The organism is Glaciibacter kafniensis (genome assembly GCF_039538945.1).
GTDB lineage: Bacteria > Actinomycetota > Actinomycetes > Actinomycetales > Microbacteriaceae > Cryobacterium > Cryobacterium kafniensis.
In genome coordinates, this window is record NZ_BAABCN010000005.1 from 16572 (window position 1) to 32055 (window position 15484).

The 15484-nt window shown below is 67.2% G+C and carries 12 protein-coding genes; 9 read left to right on the top strand and 3 right to left on the bottom strand.

From position 1 onward, the window contains the following. The first annotated feature begins 199 nt into the window (after positions 1–199). The 3 genes from ABD791_RS10970 to ABD791_RS10980 all read left to right on the top strand — a co-directional run bounded on the left by ABD791_RS10970 (position 200) and on the right by ABD791_RS10980 (position 3541). Positions 200–1216, top strand: coding sequence for a LacI family DNA-binding transcriptional regulator (locus tag ABD791_RS10970; RefSeq protein WP_345066216.1), 1017 nt, complete (start codon positions 200–202; stop codon positions 1214–1216). A gap of 49 nt (positions 1217–1265) precedes the next feature. Further along, positions 1266–2732 carry a peptide MFS transporter gene (locus ABD791_RS10975; protein ID WP_345066220.1) on the top strand — a complete coding sequence of 489 codons (1467 nt, stop codon included), beginning with the start codon at positions 1266–1268 and terminating at the stop codon, positions 2730–2732. A gap of 140 nt (positions 2733–2872) precedes the next feature. After that, positions 2873–3541, top strand: a complete 669-nt coding sequence (locus ABD791_RS10980) for a GAP family protein (RefSeq protein WP_345066223.1) — start codon at positions 2873–2875, stop codon at positions 3539–3541. A 78-nt stretch (positions 3542–3619) separates the two neighbouring features. Here ABD791_RS10980 and ABD791_RS10985 read toward each other — a convergent pair whose 3' ends face one another. From ABD791_RS10985 to ABD791_RS10995, 3 genes are all read right to left on the bottom strand, one after another. Continuing rightward, positions 3620–5008, bottom strand: coding sequence for an MFS transporter (locus ABD791_RS10985; RefSeq protein ID WP_345066226.1), 1389 nt, complete (start codon positions 5006–5008; stop codon positions 3620–3622). Between the two features lie 5 nt (positions 5009–5013). Beyond that, entirely contained in the window at positions 5014–5535 is a 522-nt protein-coding gene (locus tag ABD791_RS10990) for a MarR family winged helix-turn-helix transcriptional regulator (protein WP_345066229.1), read from the bottom strand. Positions 5536–5723: 188 nt separating this feature from the next. Continuing rightward, positions 5724–6227, bottom strand: coding sequence for a hypothetical protein (locus tag ABD791_RS10995; protein WP_345066232.1), 504 nt, complete (start codon positions 6225–6227; stop codon positions 5724–5726). A gap of 189 nt (positions 6228–6416) precedes the next feature. Here ABD791_RS10995 and ABD791_RS11000 point away from each other — a divergent pair, with 189 nt between their 5' ends. The 6 genes from ABD791_RS11000 to ABD791_RS11025 all read left to right on the top strand — a co-directional run bounded on the left by ABD791_RS11000 (position 6417) and on the right by ABD791_RS11025 (position 15433). Further along, positions 6417–7403 carry an alpha/beta fold hydrolase gene (locus ABD791_RS11000; protein WP_345066235.1) on the top strand — a complete coding sequence of 329 codons (987 nt, stop codon included), beginning with the start codon at positions 6417–6419 and terminating at the stop codon, positions 7401–7403. Positions 7404–7542: 139 nt separating this feature from the next. Further along, entirely contained in the window at positions 7543–8922 is a 1380-nt protein-coding gene (locus ABD791_RS11005) for an NAD(P)/FAD-dependent oxidoreductase (RefSeq protein ID WP_345066238.1), read from the top strand. Between the two features lie 352 nt (positions 8923–9274). Then, on the top strand, positions 9275–10324 hold the full coding sequence (lplAB, locus tag ABD791_RS11010; RefSeq protein ID WP_345066241.1) for a lipoate-protein ligase LplAB: 1050 nt from the start codon (positions 9275–9277) through the stop codon (positions 10322–10324). Between the two features lie 128 nt (positions 10325–10452). Beyond that, on the top strand, positions 10453–11475 hold the full coding sequence (locus ABD791_RS11015) for a 3-oxoacyl-ACP synthase III (RefSeq protein WP_345066243.1): 1023 nt from the start codon (positions 10453–10455) through the stop codon (positions 11473–11475). Beyond that, entirely contained in the window at positions 11472–14426 is a 2955-nt protein-coding gene (locus ABD791_RS11020) for an alpha/beta fold hydrolase (RefSeq protein WP_345066246.1), read from the top strand. The genes ABD791_RS11015 and ABD791_RS11020 overlap by 4 nt, the downstream gene beginning before the upstream one ends. Further along, a complete protein-coding gene (locus ABD791_RS11025; RefSeq protein ID WP_345066249.1) occupies positions 14423–15433 on the top strand; it encodes an NAD-dependent epimerase/dehydratase family protein in 1011 nt (336 codons plus the stop codon). The genes ABD791_RS11020 and ABD791_RS11025 overlap by 4 nt, the downstream gene beginning before the upstream one ends. The last annotated feature ends 51 nt before the right edge of the window (positions 15434–15484 follow it).

Sequence of the window (15484 nt, forward strand, 5' to 3'; positions counted from 1 at the left end):
GCTTTCGCGGATCTGACTCTGTTCGCGAGTGGCATGGTTGCCGCGTTGCACATCTGTGCCCTGGGTGCACCCTCTGGTGACTCGCGCCGGTGAGCCCCGGACGCGGGGGGCCGAATTGATACGTTTTACTGCGTAATATTGGACCGACTCCTATTTGCTGGATCGGCCGCCGATTTGGCCACAACTGAAAGGGCGCACCGTGTCAGTAAATGTTCGGGATGTTGCTGCGCTCGCGGCGGTCTCCGTCGGAACCGTCTCGAACGTGATGAACCATCCAGACAAGGTCTCGCCCATCACGGTGGCGCGGGTTCAAGACGCCATCAAATCCCTCGGATTCGTGCGCAATGACGCTGCACGTCAGCTCCGCGCCGGACACAGCACCAGTCTGGGTCTCGTCGTGCTCGATGCGGCCAACCCCTTCTTCGCCGAATTGGCCAGGGGCGCGGAGAACCGGGCGATGGAAGAGGGCTTCACGGTGCTCGTCGGCAACAGCGATGAGAAACCAGAGCGCGAAGCCCTCTATCTCGACTTGTTCGAGGAGCAGCGCGTGCACGGCGTGCTGATTGCCCCGTTCGGCGACGCGATTCCGCGCCTGGAACAGCTCAAGGCGCGCGGCACTCCCGCGGTTCTCGTCGACCGCGGGGTGGATCATCCCGGATTCTCGTCGGTGTCGGTCGATGACGAGGCCGGCGGCTATCTCGCCGCGGAGCACCTCCTGTCGATCGGGCGTCGACGCTTGGCTTTCGTCGGCGGCTCGATGCAACTGCGCCAGGTTGTCGACCGCCTGGCCGGCGCCCAGCGCGCCGTCGCCGAGGTCGCGGGAGCCTCGCTCGAGGTCATCGAGACCGATTCGCTGACGGTGCGGGCCGGGCGGGAAGCCGGCGACGACATCAGAAACCGTGCCGCGGCTGATCGCCCCGACGCCATCTTCGCCGCCAATGATCTGCTGGCGATGGGCTTGTTGCAAGCCTTGATGAAGAATGCAACCGTTTCCGTTCCCGGCGACATCGCCCTGATCGGCTACGACGACATCGCCTTCGCCGAGGCCGCCGTCGTTCCGCTGTCATCGATTCGCCAGCCGAGCGAGTTGATCGGCTACACCGCGGTGCAGCTGCTACTGCGCGAAGCCGAGGATGGTGCTGACTTCGTGCATGAACAGGTGCTGTTTCAGCCCGAGCTCATCGTGCGCGAGTCGACCGGCGGCCGGGCATCCTGACCGCGTGAAAACTCGTGCTTCTGAACAGGCGCGGGGGTAGGCTCGCTCCATGAGCACGACGGAGCAATCCCAGGCGGAACGCGACAGTCACAGTTTCTTTGGCCAGCCGCGTTCGCTCGCCAATGTTGCGGGCGTCGAGCTGTGGGAACGGTTCTCTTTCTACGGCATGCAGGGAATCCTGCTGCTCTACCTGTACTACTCAGCCGCCGACGGCGGCCTCGGGATGTCCAAGGTCACGGCCGCCGGCATCGTCGGCGCGTACGGCGGCGCGGTCTACCTCTCCACCATCTTGGGCGCCTGGGTCGCCGACCGCCTGCTCGGTTCCGAGCGCGTGCTCTTCTACAGCGCAATGGTGATCATGGCCGGTCACCTCGCCCTGGCTTTGTTGCCCGGCGGGATCGGTGTGACCGTCGGTCTGATCCTGGTCGCGTTCGGAAGCGGCGGGCTGAAAGCGAACGCGACATCCGTTGTCGGGATGCTCTACAAACCAGAAGACCCGCGACGCGACGCCGGGTTCTCGATCTTCTACCTCGGCATCAACCTGGGCGCCTTCTTGGGCCCGCTTCTGACCGGGCTGCTGCAGTCGACGGTCGGATTCCACTGGGGCTTCGGGCTGGCCGCAGTCGGAATGGGGATCGGCCTGCTGCAGTATTCGTTCGGTCGCAAGCGTCTGCCTGAGCGGTCGCGCCTTGTGCCCGACCCGCTGCCGCGGTCGAAGTGGGTGCTGTACGGACTGATCGGGCTGGCCGGTATCGCTGTGGTCGTGGTGCTGGTGCTGACCGGTGTGGTCACCGCGGAGAACCTGTCGACCGTCGTGATCATTCTCGTTGTCGTCTCGACGATCGCCTATTTCAGCGTGATCCTCTCCAGCAGACTGATCACGACCGTGGAGCGCAAGCGTGTCTACGCGTTCATTCCGCTCTTCATCGCGAGTGCCGCGTTCTGGTCGCTCTACCAGCAGCAGTTCACCGTCGTCACGATCTACTCCGATGAACGCCTCGACCGCAATCTGTTCGGCTGGACGATGCCGGTCTCGTGGGTGCAGTCAATCAACCCGGTCTTCATCATCATTCTGTCGGGGGTGTTCGCCGCGATCTGGACTAAGTGGGGGGCACGTCAACCGTCGACACCGATCAAGTTCGCCGCCGGAACTGCCATCATGGGCGTGGCATTTCTGCTGTTTCTGCCCTTCGTCGGTGGCGGACCGAACTCGACACCGCTTCTGGCCATGATCGGCATTCTGTTCGCCTTCACAATCGCCGAGTTGCTGCTCTCGCCGGTCGGCCTCTCGGTGTCCACCAAGCTGGCGCCCGCCGCGTTCACCACTCAGATGGTGGCGTTGTTCTTTCTGTCGGTCGCGCTGGGAACCGCGATCTCGGGGCAGTTGGCCGCGCTGTACACCACGGCACCGGAGAACGTGTACTTCGGGGTGCTGGGCGGAATCGCCATCGTGATCGGTGTCGCGCTGGGACTCGCAGCGCGTCCGATCGTGCGGCTCATGGGTGGGGTGCGCTGACGCGAGCTCTGAGCCCGTGAGGTGCCAGCTTTTGCTAGTGCGGGCCCCCGCCCACTAGCAAAAGCTGGCACCTCACGGTGGGGACTGACGTGCCGGAGAAGCCCTAGAATTCGGGGAGCTTCCACCGGCGAAAGGCCCCCATGCTCGAGATGCTCGGCGAGACCCTCCCTCTCGCGATCGGAATGGCACTCAGCCCGTTTCCGATCATCGCGGTGCTGCTGCTGAATTCCCCGCACTCTCCGGCCTCCGCACCCGCCTTTCTCGCCGGTCGGCTGCTCAGCGTCATTGTGCTCGTGGCGATCTTCGCCGCGCTTGCCGACTACCTCGAGGTGGCGGGTGAGGCCTCGACGCTCGTCTCGGTGGTGCGCATCCTGGTGGGCATCGCCCTCGTCGGTCTGGCCGCGAGAAAGTGGATCAAACGACCTGGTCGCGACGACGACGTGGAACTGCCGCGCTGGATGGCAACGGTCGACGGCGCGCGACCGGGCAAGAGTTTCGGCCTCGCCGTTCTGCTCTCCGTGGCCAACGTCAAAGAACTCCTGTTCAGTGTCGGCGCCGGCGCAACGATCGGCAGCGCGAACCTCGGCCTGGCCGGAGACGTGGTGGCCGCTGTGATCTTCGGTGTGGTCGCCAGCTCGACGGTGGCCGTGCCGGTGATCGCGGTGCTCGTCGCCCCCGAGCGGATGCGTGGCCCGCTTGATCGCGCCAAAGACTGGCTGGTGCGCAACAATGGCGTGATCATCGGGGTTGTGCTGCTGCTGATCGGCGCCTCCCTGATCGGCGGCGGCCTCGGGTCGCTCAACCCCTGACCCCGTGAGGTGCCAACTTTTGCTAGTGCTGGGCTCGGCCCACTAGCAAAAGATGGCACCTCACGGGGTGGCAAAGGGTCAGCGAGGGGTTGTCGCCTCGACCACTGCGATCTCGCGCGTGGCAGTCTCGACGTCTTCGCGGAGGATGGCCTCGTCGGTGTCCGCCTCGTCGGCATCCGCTTCGATGACGCTGACCGCGGCCGTCGCCGGAAGCCCGTCGCCGGCGTAGCGCACCCGGGCGCGCTGGTTGCCGCGCAGGCGCAGGCGCACCCTCATATCGCGATATTTGAACATCCAGATCAGGATGGCGATGGCGGCGAGAATTCCGGATGCCGCGGCGACGCCGACCGCCCAGCGCGGACCGAACTGGTCGGCAACCCACCCGACGAGGGGGGCGCCGAGCGGGGTGCCGCCCGCGAAGATCGCCATGTACAGCGCCATCACGCGTCCGCGCATGGCGGGTTCGGTCGTCGTTTGCACGTAGGCGTTGGCCGTGGTCATCAGTGTGAGTGAGGAGAACCCGACGAAGACCAGGGAGGCGGCGAACAGGTTGTAGCTCGGCATGAAGGCCGCGACCGCGCAGAACACGCCGAATGCGGCGGCGCCGATCAGAACGAGACGGAGACGGGCCTCGGCTCGTCGGGCGGCCATCAACGCTCCCGCGACGGATCCGATCGCCATGATCGAGCTGAGGAATCCGAACTCACTCGCCCCGAGACCGAACGTGACGGTGGTCATTGTCGAGGTGAAGATGGCGAAATTGAAGCCGAAGGTTCCGACGAGAAAGACCACGACGAGCACGACGATGATGTCGGGCCGACTCTTCACGTAACGGAAGCCGGCCATCAACTGCCCACGTTCGCGCGAGGCGCGGGCCTGCGGTCGCAGCAGCGACTTGCGCAGCAAGAACATGGCGAGCACGGTGAAGGCGAACGTCACGGCATTGATCATGAACACCCAGCCGGCGCCGACGGCGGCGGTCAGTACGCCGGCGACGGCAGGTCCGATCAGGCGGGCGCCGTTGAACGACGCCGAGTTGAGCGCGACGGCGTTCGACATGTTGTCGTTGGTGACGAGTTCACCGACGAAGGTCTGGCGGGCCGGTGCGTCGATGGCCGAGACCACGCCGAGTCCGAGGGCGAAGAGGTATACCTGCCAGAGTTCGACGACGCCGAACACGGTGATGATGCCGAGCCCGAGCGCGAGCGCCCCCATCAGCGACTGCGTCAGGATGAGCAGCTTGCGCCGGTCGAACCGGTCGGCGATCAGCCCACTCCACGGCATCAGCAGAAGCTGCGGACCGAATTGCAGGGCCATCACGACGCCGACGGCTGCGGCGTTGTGGTTCGTCAACTGGGTCAGAACGATCCAGTCCTGGGCGGTGCGCTGCATCCAGGTTCCGATGTTGGAGACCAGCGCTCCGCTGAACCAGATTCGGTAGTTGACGCCGCTCAGTGAGCGGAACATGGCACTCAATTCTCGGCGAGCTCCTTCATGATCAGGGTTGCTTCAGCCAGCACCTGTTGTTGCTCAGGCGAGAGCTTCATCACGCGTTGGGCAATCCACGCGTCGCGGCGCTCGCGGGTCTCCTGCACGAGGGCGCCGCCCGCCTCGCTCGCGGTGAGTATGACTTTGCGGCCGTCATCCGCGGCGTTTTCGCGCTTGACCAGCTGGGCCGCCACGAGCGCATTGACCGTGCGGTTCATCGATGGCGGGGTGACGCGTTCATGCTCGCTGAGCTCGCTCAGCGTCAGCGGCCCTGAGGAGTAAACGCTGCAGAGCGCCGAAAACTGGCCGGCAGTCAGCTCGTCGTCGGCGCGCTGCTGACGCAGCCGCCGGGTCAGCCGGGAGTTGGCCAGTCGAAAGTCGTGACTCAGCTCGGCAATGCTGTCGTGCGGCAGTGCGGGCAGTGCGGGCAGCGCGGCGGGCAGCGCGGCAGGCAGCGCGGCAGGCAGCCCTGTGGGCTGCTCGTTCGGCTGCGGAGATGTGCTCATAACTAGTTAGCATAACAAATTAGCTTTGCTAAGCAATACCCGAGTTGCTCATCTCGCTTATTGAGGAGCGCGCTCGGTGATCGAGCCACTACGGAAACAGACGTTTCCCTGACCACGGCGCGCTCTTTCGGCGCTGGGTCGCTTGTCGAGATTCGAGCGCGCGTCTCCTGGATACATGGCCCCCAATTTCATCTGGGCGCGGGGTATCCCGGCTGGCGCGCGATAGAGCCCGCGCCAGCGGGGATACCCCGCGCCCAGACACAACGGCGGCCCGGAATGGCCGCCATCCGTCTCGTAGACGCGGCCTCCCTCGTCGGATGCTCCTCGTTCAACGGAATGGTCGTTGCCCTCGCGGCCACTCTCGCCGGTGCATCCGCTTTGTCCGGTACATCCGCTTCGTCCGTCGCATCCGCTTCGCCCGTCGCATGCGCTTCGCCCGGCGCATGCGCTTCGCCCGGCGCATCCGCTTCGCCCATCGCATCCGCCGTGTCAGCGAAAACCGCAGGTTGTGGCGGATGCCGCACAATCGGTGCGGTCTGGTGCGACAGTTGCGCAATCGGGACGGTTTCTGCTGACGGGGCGGTGGGCGATGGGTTCCGTTGGTCGAGCATGTCGAGACCGCCGAGCATGTCGAGACCGCCGAGCCTGTCGAGACCGCCGAGCATGTCGAGACGGCCATCGACCGACTCCAAGAACGCAACCCGTTCCCGACACGGGCCGCGCTTCGGCCGCCGAACTGTGGCAAATCACCATTCCAGGGCGGGAAAATGGTGATTCGCCACAGTTCGCGGGGGCTCAGCGCGACACTCGGGGGCAGGGCGACCGGCGGAAGCGCCGCCGCCTTTCGCTGAGTTCGAGTAGCTGAGGTGCAGAATGGCAGCGTGCCCACATTTACTGACGCCCATGGGATTGAGATCACCTATTACGTCTGGCCGGTTGCCGCGCCGCGGGCGGTCGTGCAGGTTGCGCACGGCGTCGGTGAGCATGCCCAGCGCTATGTCGAGCTCGCCACGGCCCTGAACGCCGCCGGTTACACGGTCTATGCAGACGACCACCGCGGGCACGGGCAGACCGGCTTCAAACAGCACAGCGGAAACCGGGAGCTGATGGGCAAGCTCGGCCCCGGCGGCCTGCGGGCCGCAGTCGCTGCGGTTCACCAGTTCAGCGGAATCATCAGGGCCGAGAACCCGGGCCTGCCGCTCGTGCTGTTCGGGCACAGCTGGGGTTCGTTCATGGCGCAGATGATCGTCAACGAGCATGCGGCCGAGTACGACGCGGTCGTGCTGTCTGGCACGGCGTATCGGTGGCCAGGGTCGCTCGACACGGGCGACCTCAACCGCAAGCACAAACATCTCGGAACGACCGGGGCGGAGTGGCTGAGCCGTGACCCCGCTGTCGCCGAAGCGTTCGTCGCCGACCCGCTGACCACGCTGACTCCGATTGCGAAGCTTTTCGGAATCCGCGATGGCTTGCGCCTCTTCGGGCGCCCGGCGAAAAACCTGCCCGAACACCTGCCGCTGCTCGTGCAGGTCGGCAGCGATGACACCGTCGGCGGAGAGAAGAGCGCCCTGCGCCTGGTGCAGGCGTATGCGGGTCACTCCGGGCTGCGCGACATCAAATTGATCGTCTACCCGGGAGCCCGGCACGAGATCTACAACGAGACGAATCGTGCCGAGGTGACAAGCGACCTGGTGGAGTGGCTGGACGAGCGTTTTCCGGCGAGGTCGGCCGCACCCGCGTCTGAATCTGCACCGGCTGCCGAATCGACGCCTGCTGCGACGCCCGCTTCCGCACCCGCTTCCGCGCCTGCTTCCGCGCCTGCCAAATCTGCGTCCGGCTCCGCGCCCGAGACTCCCGAGCCCCGCTGAGGGGTCGCAGATCGACCTTCGGTGCACCGGTGAAGATCGATGTGTGACCCCGCACGGGCAACGGACGAGCCTTTCGCCACAGTTCTGACCCGGCACCAGCCTCAGCGCGACGACGCGCGAAACGAAACTAGGAGCATCCGTGACAACGACGACCGGCCGCGTCTCTTTCTGGTACGACGCGACAGGGCTTCCGGCCCAGAGGCCCGCACTTTTGGGTGATATTGAGGCCGACGTCTGCATCGTCGGCGCCGGCTACACCGGCCTCTGGACGGCCTACTACCTCAAGAAGGCGGCTCCGCTACTGCGCGTTGTGATCGTCGAAGCGCGGTTCGCGGGCTACGGGGCATCGGGCCGGAACGGCGGATGGCTGACCAACGCGATCACCGGCGGGCGCGAGCAATATGTGAAATCGCATGGCCGCGTCGCTGCCGCTGCCATGCAGCGCGCGATGACCGACACCGTCGACGAGGTCATCAGGGTCGCCGGCGCCGAAGGCATCGACGCCGACATCGTCAAGGGTGGCGAACTCACTGTCGCGAACAATGCTGCCCAGCTGAACCGGATGCGGAGCTTCGCGGCGTCGGAGCAGAGTTGGGACGACGCGGTCGACCTGGAAGTGCTCTCAGCACGGGAGGCCGCCGACCGGGTGAACGTGGCCGGCACACGTGGCGGGGTGTTCCACCCGCACTGTGCGCGCATCCAACCGGCCAAGCTCGCCCGTGGCCTGGCCGACGTTGTCGAGAAACTGGGCGTGACGATCTACGAGGGCACCAGGGTCAGTGAGATCACCGCCCAGCGTGCGGTCACCGATCACGGCACGGTGTCGGCCCGATTCGTCGTGCGGGCGACCGAGGGATTCACGGCGGGCCTGGCCGGATTGCACCGCAAATGGCTGCCGATGAACTCTTCACTCATCGTGACCGAGCCGTTGGATGCCGCCGTCTGGCAGTCGATCGGCTGGGAGGGCCGCGAGACGCTCGGTGACTTCGCTCACGTCTACATGTACGCGCAGCGCACGAATGATGACCGGATCGCATTCGGTGGGCGTGGAGCTCCCTACCGTTTCGGCTCGGGTGTCGACAGCGACGGCGCGACTCCCGAGAGCACCGTCACCTCGCTGCGTGCGCTGCTCAACCGGTTTTTTCCTGCCACAACGGGCGCGGCCATCGATCACGCCTGGTCGGGTGTGCTCGGGGTGCCCCGGGACTGGGCGGCGACGGTCGGCCTCGACGTGGCATCCGGTCTTGCCTGGGCCGGCGGCTATGTCGGCACCGGGGTGACGGCGACGAATCTCGCCGGGCGCACCCTGACCGACCTGATTCTCGGCATTGACACCCCGCTGACTCGTCTGCCCTGGGTCAACCACCAGGTGCGCAATTGGGAGATCGAGCCGTTGCGCTGGGTCGCGGTGAAGGGGCTCTACGCCGCCTATCATGCGGCAGATCGGGCCGAAGACCGGGGTCGAACATCGACCTCACCGATCGCCTCGCTGGCCGATGTGGTGGCCGGGCGGCACTGACACCGCAGGTTTGGCGCGCTTCACCGAGCCGAGCGCGCCGCCTCCTCGCGTGACCACGCGACTTCCGCCCGCATCCGGCCCGCAGTCGCCCATCATCTGCTCCCATTCGACGGAGATTTTGCCCGATTCGGGCTTTCCTGGCCCCAAACAGGCCCCGGATGCGAAAATCTCCGTCGAATGGGGAGGGGAACGGCGCCCAGAGGGGAAGGAGCTGAGAGGGGAAGGAGCTGAGAGGGGAAGGAGCTGAGAGGGGAAGGAGCTGAGAGGGGAAGGAGCTGAGAAGGGGAAGGAACGGAGAAGGGGAACGACGGCGAACGGGGAACGGCAGCCGGGCGACGATTAGGCTTGCTGCATGCACGGTGAATATAAAGTTCCAGGCGGCAAACTCGTCGTCGTCGATCTCGACGTGGTCGACGCCACGATCGCGAACTTCCGGCTCGCCGGCGACTTTTTTCTCGAACCAGACGAGGCACTCGAGAACATCAACGACGCGGTGAACGGGTTGCCGGCCGACAGCGACGCCGCGAGCATCGCCGCCGCCGTGCGGGCCGGGCTTCCCGAGAACGCGACCCTGCTCGGGTTTTCCCCTGAGGCGGTGGCCGTCGCCATCCGTCGCTCGCTGTCGAAGGCGACGAGCTGGGGTGACTACGACTGGGAGATCGTGCATGCGCCGGCCGTGTCGCCGCGGATGCACCTGGCGCTCGACGAGGTGCTCGCCGCCGAGGTGGGTGAGGGCCGCCGCAAGCCGACCCTGCGCATCTGGGAGTGGAACGAATCGGCCGTGGTGATCGGCAGCTTCCAGTCGCTGAAGAACGAGGTCGATCCAGAGGGCGCCGCGAAATACGGCTTCGACGTCGTGCGCCGCATCTCCGGCGGCGGCGCGATGATGATGGAGAAGGGCGCCGTCATCACCTACTCGCTCTACGTGCCGGCCGAACTCGTGCAGGGCATGAGCTTCGCCGACAGCTACGCCTTTCTCGACGAGTGGGTGCTCGAAGCGCTGAAATCGCTCGGCATCGACGCGAGCTACAAGCCGCTCAACGACATCACGAGCCCCACTGGCAAGATCGGCGGCGCCGCGCAGAAGCGACTCGGCAGCGGCGCCGTGCTGCACCACGTCACGATGAGCTACGACATGGACGGCGAAGTGATGGCCCAGGTGCTGCGCATCGGGCGCGAAAAGCTGAGCGACAAGGGAATCACGAGCGCCGCCAAGCGCGTCGACCCGCTACGCAGTCAAACCGGACTCAGCCGGGCCGAGATCATCGAGCGGATGCTGCAGACCTTCACCACCTTGTACCAGGCAACTCCCGGCGACATCACGCCAGAGGAATACGCCAAGGCCGAGCGCCTGGTCGAGGAGAAATTCGCCACAGAGGAGTGGCTGACCCGCGTTCCGTAGAAGAATTCTCGCCGATTGCGCCGCACTGGTGGGTTGCGAATGAGGAGTGGATGCAATTCCCAGCCCGGCGAGGAGGATAATTACGGAGGGACGACTCCACCGTCCGCACAATTCGACAGGGAGCTCCGTTGAACGGAAATGCCACGACGAGGTATCAGAACGTCGCCCTGTTGTCGGTCGCGAGTACGATTGCGCCGCGAATCACGACCTCTGAGCAAATCGACCAGCGCCTGGCGCCGGCCCTCAAACGCCTGCGCCTGCCGAAAGGCCTGCTGCAGCGCGTCGCCGGTGTGCACGAGCGCCGTAACTGGGACGAAGGTCAGAAGTTCGATGATGCAGCGGTGTCCGCCGGTCTGCGCGCACTCCAGGCTGCGGGCATAGAGCCAGGCCAGGTCGGGCTGCTGATCAACACCTCTGTAACGCGCAAGCATCTCGAGCCGTCGGTGGCCGTGCGCATTCACCACGGCCTCGGCCTACCGTCATCGGCCAACAACTTTGACATCGCCAACGCCTGTCTCGGCTTTGTCAATGGCATGACTCTGGCCGGGCAGCTCATCGACGCGGGGCAGATCGACTACGCGGTCGTCATCGATGGCGAAGACGCAGACGAGATCCAGACCAACACGATCGATCGCCTCAGCACGGCCGAGATTGGCCGCAAGGACTTCATGAGCGAGTTCGCCAGCCTGACGCTGGGCTCCGGCGCGGCCGCCGCTGTGCTCGGGAGGGCGGATCTGCATCCGTCAGGGCACCGACTGCTCGGTGGTGTCAGCCGCGCGGCCACCCAGTTCAACGACCTCTGCGTCGGTAGCGTCGACGGCATGTTCACCGACGCCAAGGCGCTGCTCAAGGGTGGGATGGAGCTCGTCGTCTCAGCCTGGACCGAAGCGAAACGCGACTGGAACTGGTCAGACATGCACCGCTACATCCTGCACCAGGTCTCCGATGTGCACACCAACTCGATTCTCAAGGCCACCGGGATCGAACGTTCGAGGGTGCCGCTCACTTACCCGAAGTACGGCAATGTCGGCCCGGCGTCGATCCCGATCACGCTCGCCGCGGAAGCCGACTCGCTGAAACCGGGCGACCGGGTGCTCCTGATGGGCGTCGGTTCCGGTCTCAACACCGCCATGCTGGAGATCCTCTGGTGACCTCCCCTCTGCCGCGTTCCGCGTCCGCATCCGCCCCGGCTTCCCTCCCGCCCGCCGGGCTTGTGGGCCTGGACCCGGCCTTCTCGCGTCTGGTCGACGCGCCAGAGCGCGATTCGACGGGTCAGAACACGGGTGTCACGCGACGCTGGCACGTGCTCGACAACGCGGCCGAACTCGGCCGGCTCGGTGTGCAGCCGGTCGGCACTGTGCTCTGCGTGCACGGCAACCCCACCTGGTCATATCTCTGGCGGCGCCTGGTCTCTGCTGCGACAACGGCTGCTGCGACGATGGCTGCGTCGACAGCTGCCGCGACGGATGCCGCGGGTACGGCAACAACGGATGCTGCGCCCTCGCACACGGATGCCCCCGCTCCGGCCGGCGACGTCTGGCGCGTGATCGCGGTCGATCAATTGGAGATGGGCTTCTCCGAGCGCACCGGTCGGCCGCGTAACCTCGAGCAGCGGGTGCGCGATCTCGCCGACCTCACTGCCGCGATCGGGCTCGACGGCCCCGTCGTCACCCTCGGCCACGACTGGGGCGGTGTCGTGTCGATGGGCTGGGCGGTCGACCACCCCGATTTGCTCGCCGGCGTCATGCTGCTGAACACGGCCATCCACCAGCCGGAAGGCACCCCGATCCCCGCTCCGCTGCGGCTGGCCCTCCGCCAGGGCGTGCTCGGTGCGGCGACGGTCGGCACGCCGGCGTTCCTCGAGACGACCCTGGCGCTGGCGCATCCGTCGCTGTCCGCCGACGTCAAACGCGGCTATCGGGCGCCTTACCGCGGGGCGGCCCGCCGAGGCGGCATCGGGGCGTTCGTCGCCGACATTCCGGTCGACGCCGCGCATGAGAGTGCCGCAGAACTCGATCGGATCGCCGAGGGCCTCCGCCACCTCGACGTGCCGGCGCTGATGCTCTGGGGTCCGCGCGACCCGATCTTCAGCGACCGCTACCTCGACGACCTCATCGATCGGATGCCGCACGCCGACGTACACCGCTTCGAAGGTGCGGGGCATCTCCTCGCCGAGGACGTCGACTACGCGTCTGCCACCCTCACCTGGCTGGGCGACCGCCATTTTCCGTTGGTCGAGCCTGTCGAGACCGCGCCTGCCGAACCCGAGTCCGAGACCGCACTTGCCGAGTCCGAGTCCGAGACCGCGACCGCGCCCGCGCCCACATCCGACACCGAATTTCGCCCGCTCTGGCACTACCTCGACGAGCTGAGCCAGAGCGATGAGACCGCGTTGATCGAGATGGTGCCCTCCTCCGGCACCATTCCGCGCGTGGTCAGCTGGCGACTCCTCTCGACGCGAGTGCGCGAAATCGCCGCCGGCCTCGCCCGCATCGGCGTGAAGAAGGGCGATCGGGTCTCCCTGCTCGTGCAGCCGGGAGCCGACCTCACCGCTGTGCTCTATGCCTGCGTGCAAATCGGCGCAATCGTCGTCGTCGCCGACGCCGGCCTCGGCCTGCGCGGCCTGACCAGGGCCGTGCGCGGCGCCCGCCCCGACCATGTCATCGGGGCTCTCCCCGGACTTGTCGCCGCTCGCGCCCTCGGCTGGCCGGGTCAGAAGATCTCGACAGTGCGCCTTCCCACCGCGGCCGCTCGAGCGCTCGGCATCTCGTTCGTGCTGGCGGATGTCGCCATGCTCGGCCGGGAGACACTCGAAAAAGCCGACGGTGCCCAGGTCCTGCCCCCGCCGCCGTCGCCCGGCGACACCGCCGCCATCCTGTTCACCTCGGGATCGACCGGTCCGGCCAAGGGCGTCGTCTACACCCATGCGCAGCTCTCGGCCGTGCGGGATGCGCTTGCCGCGCAGTACGGCGTCGGCGTCGGCACCGGCTTGGTCGCCGGGTTTGCGCCGTTCGCTCTGCTCGGTCCGGCGCTCGGGGCCCGCTCGGTGACCCCCGACATGGACGTGACGAGCCCGAAGACGCTCACCGCTTCGGCCGTCGCCGCTGCGGTCTCCGCCGTCGATGCGACGGTGGTCTTTCTCTCGCCGGCCGCGATCACGAACGTCGTGGCCACCTCCGACGCGCTCACCCCGGCGGATCGGCGCGCGCTCGAGGGCGTGCGCACCTTTCTCTCGGCCGGCGCACCGGTGTCAGAGCGGCTGCTCAGCGCGGCGGCACGGCTCATGCCTGGCGCGACCGCGCACACGCCGTACGGGATGACCGAGGGTCTGCTCCTGACGGATATCTCCCTTGAGGGAATCCGCCTGGCGTCGGGGCGTTCGGCATCCGGCGATGCCGCGGAATCCGGCGCTGCTGCAGGGCCGGGCGGCACCGCGGGCGGCACCGCGGGCGGCACCGTTGACGACACCATCGGCAACACCGCGGGCGGCGTCTGCGTCGGAGTGCCGGCCGCCACGACCCTGGTGCGAATCAGTGCGCTCGACGAGCACGGCTCTGCCACCGGGGAGCCCGCCGAGCTGCCCGGCGTGACCGGGGAAATCGTCATCTCCGCCCCGCACATCAAGGACCACTATGACCGGCTGTGGTTGACCAACCGCGCGTCGGCAGTCGGCACGACCAGTGATCAGCGCTGGCATCGCACCGGCGACGTCGGCCACCTCGACTCTTCAGGGCGGCTGTGGGTGGAGGGGCGCCTTCCGCACGTGATCACAACGGCCGGCTGCGTGCTCACCCCGGTCGGTCCGGAACAGCGCATCGAAACCGTGTCCGGTGTCGCGCGCGCGGCCGCCGTCGGGGTCGGCCCGGCCGGCGTGCAACAGCTGGTCGCGATCGTCGAAACCGAGCCGGCCGCGCGCCGCGTCAGCCTCGCCTCGCCCGAGTTGGCGGCCGCCGTTCGTGCCGCGGTCGGTGAGTCGGTCGCTGCGGTTCTCGTGGTGCCGAAGCTGCCCACCGACATCCGTCACAACTCGAAAATCGACCGCACCCGTCTCGCGCGCTGGGCCGCCGAGATCCTCTCGGGCAAACGGATGGCGCGGCCGTGAGAGTGCTCGTCACCGGCGCCAGCGGCCTGCTCGGCCGGGCCGTTGCCGCGGCGACGCTGGCCGCCGGGCATGAGGTGCGCACGTTCCAACGGCGGCCATCCGGTGTGCTCGGGGCCAGCGACTCGCTGGGTTCGGTGACCGATCCGGAGGCGGTCGCTCGCGCCGTCGACGGCATGGACGCCGTCGTGCACCTCGCCGCAAAGGTGTCACTGGCCGGCGACCCCGCCGAATTCGACACCGTGAACGTCGGTGGCACGCGCGCGTTGATCGCTGCGCTGAACGAAGCGGCGGCAGGAACGACGGCGGCGGAATCGACCGCAACGGATGCCGGCGCCCGGCGCCTGGTCTACGTGTCATCGCCGTCGGTGGCGCACGCCGGTGCCTCCATCGTCGGAGAGCCCGCGATGCCGGCCGACCCCGCTCGGGCCAGAGGAGACTACGCCCGCACGAAGGCGCACGCCGAACTGCTCGCACTTGACGCCGACTCGCCGCGGCTCCGGGTCGTGGCCGTACGCCCGCACCTGGTCTGGGGCCCGGGGGACACCCAGCTCGTCGCGCGCATCGTCGAACGGGCACGCTCCGGCCGGCTCCCTCTGCTCGGCCACGGCGCCGCGCTCATCGACACGACCTACATCGACAACGCGGCATCCGGAATCGTCGCAGCCCTCGAACGGGCAGAGCACGTGCATGGCCGGGCGTACGTGATAACCAACGGCGAGCCGCGGCCGGTGGCCGAACTGCTGGCCGGCATCTGCGCGGCTGCCGGCGTGCGCGCGCCGGACTGGCGGGTGCCGGCCGGGTTGGCCAGAACCGCCGGCTCCGCAATCGAAGCAGTGTGGCGCATCCGCCCCGGTGCCGACGAGCCGCCCATGACGAGATTTCTGGCCGAGCAGTTGTCGACGGCGCACTGGTTCGATCAGCGGCAGACCCGCGCCGACCTGCACTGGACGCCTGCCGTTTCTCTCGATGAGGGCTTCCGTCGGCTTGCCGACTCCTACTCGCACTGACTCGACGGGCGCCGTCAATGCCGTCGCGCGCCTCTCACCAGGCCGACTTGT

Excerpts from the sequence above, each read along its gene's own strand:
- ABD791_RS10985 (WP_345066226.1), bottom strand. The coding sequence starts at position 5,008 with ATGTTCCGCTCACTGAGCGGCGTCAACTACCGAATCTGGTTCAGCGGA.
- lplAB (WP_345066241.1), top strand. The coding sequence starts at position 9,275 with ATGCACGGTGAATATAAAGTTCCAGGCGGCAAACTCGTCGTCGTCGAT.
- ABD791_RS10975 (WP_345066220.1), top strand. The coding sequence starts at position 1,266 with ATGAGCACGACGGAGCAATCCCAGGCGGAACGCGACAGTCACAGTTTC.
- ABD791_RS10980 (WP_345066223.1), top strand. The coding sequence starts at position 2,873 with ATGCTCGAGATGCTCGGCGAGACCCTCCCTCTCGCGATCGGAATGGCA.
- ABD791_RS10990 (WP_345066229.1), bottom strand. The coding sequence starts at position 5,535 with ATGAGCACATCTCCGCAGCCGAACGAGCAGCCCACAGGGCTGCCTGCC.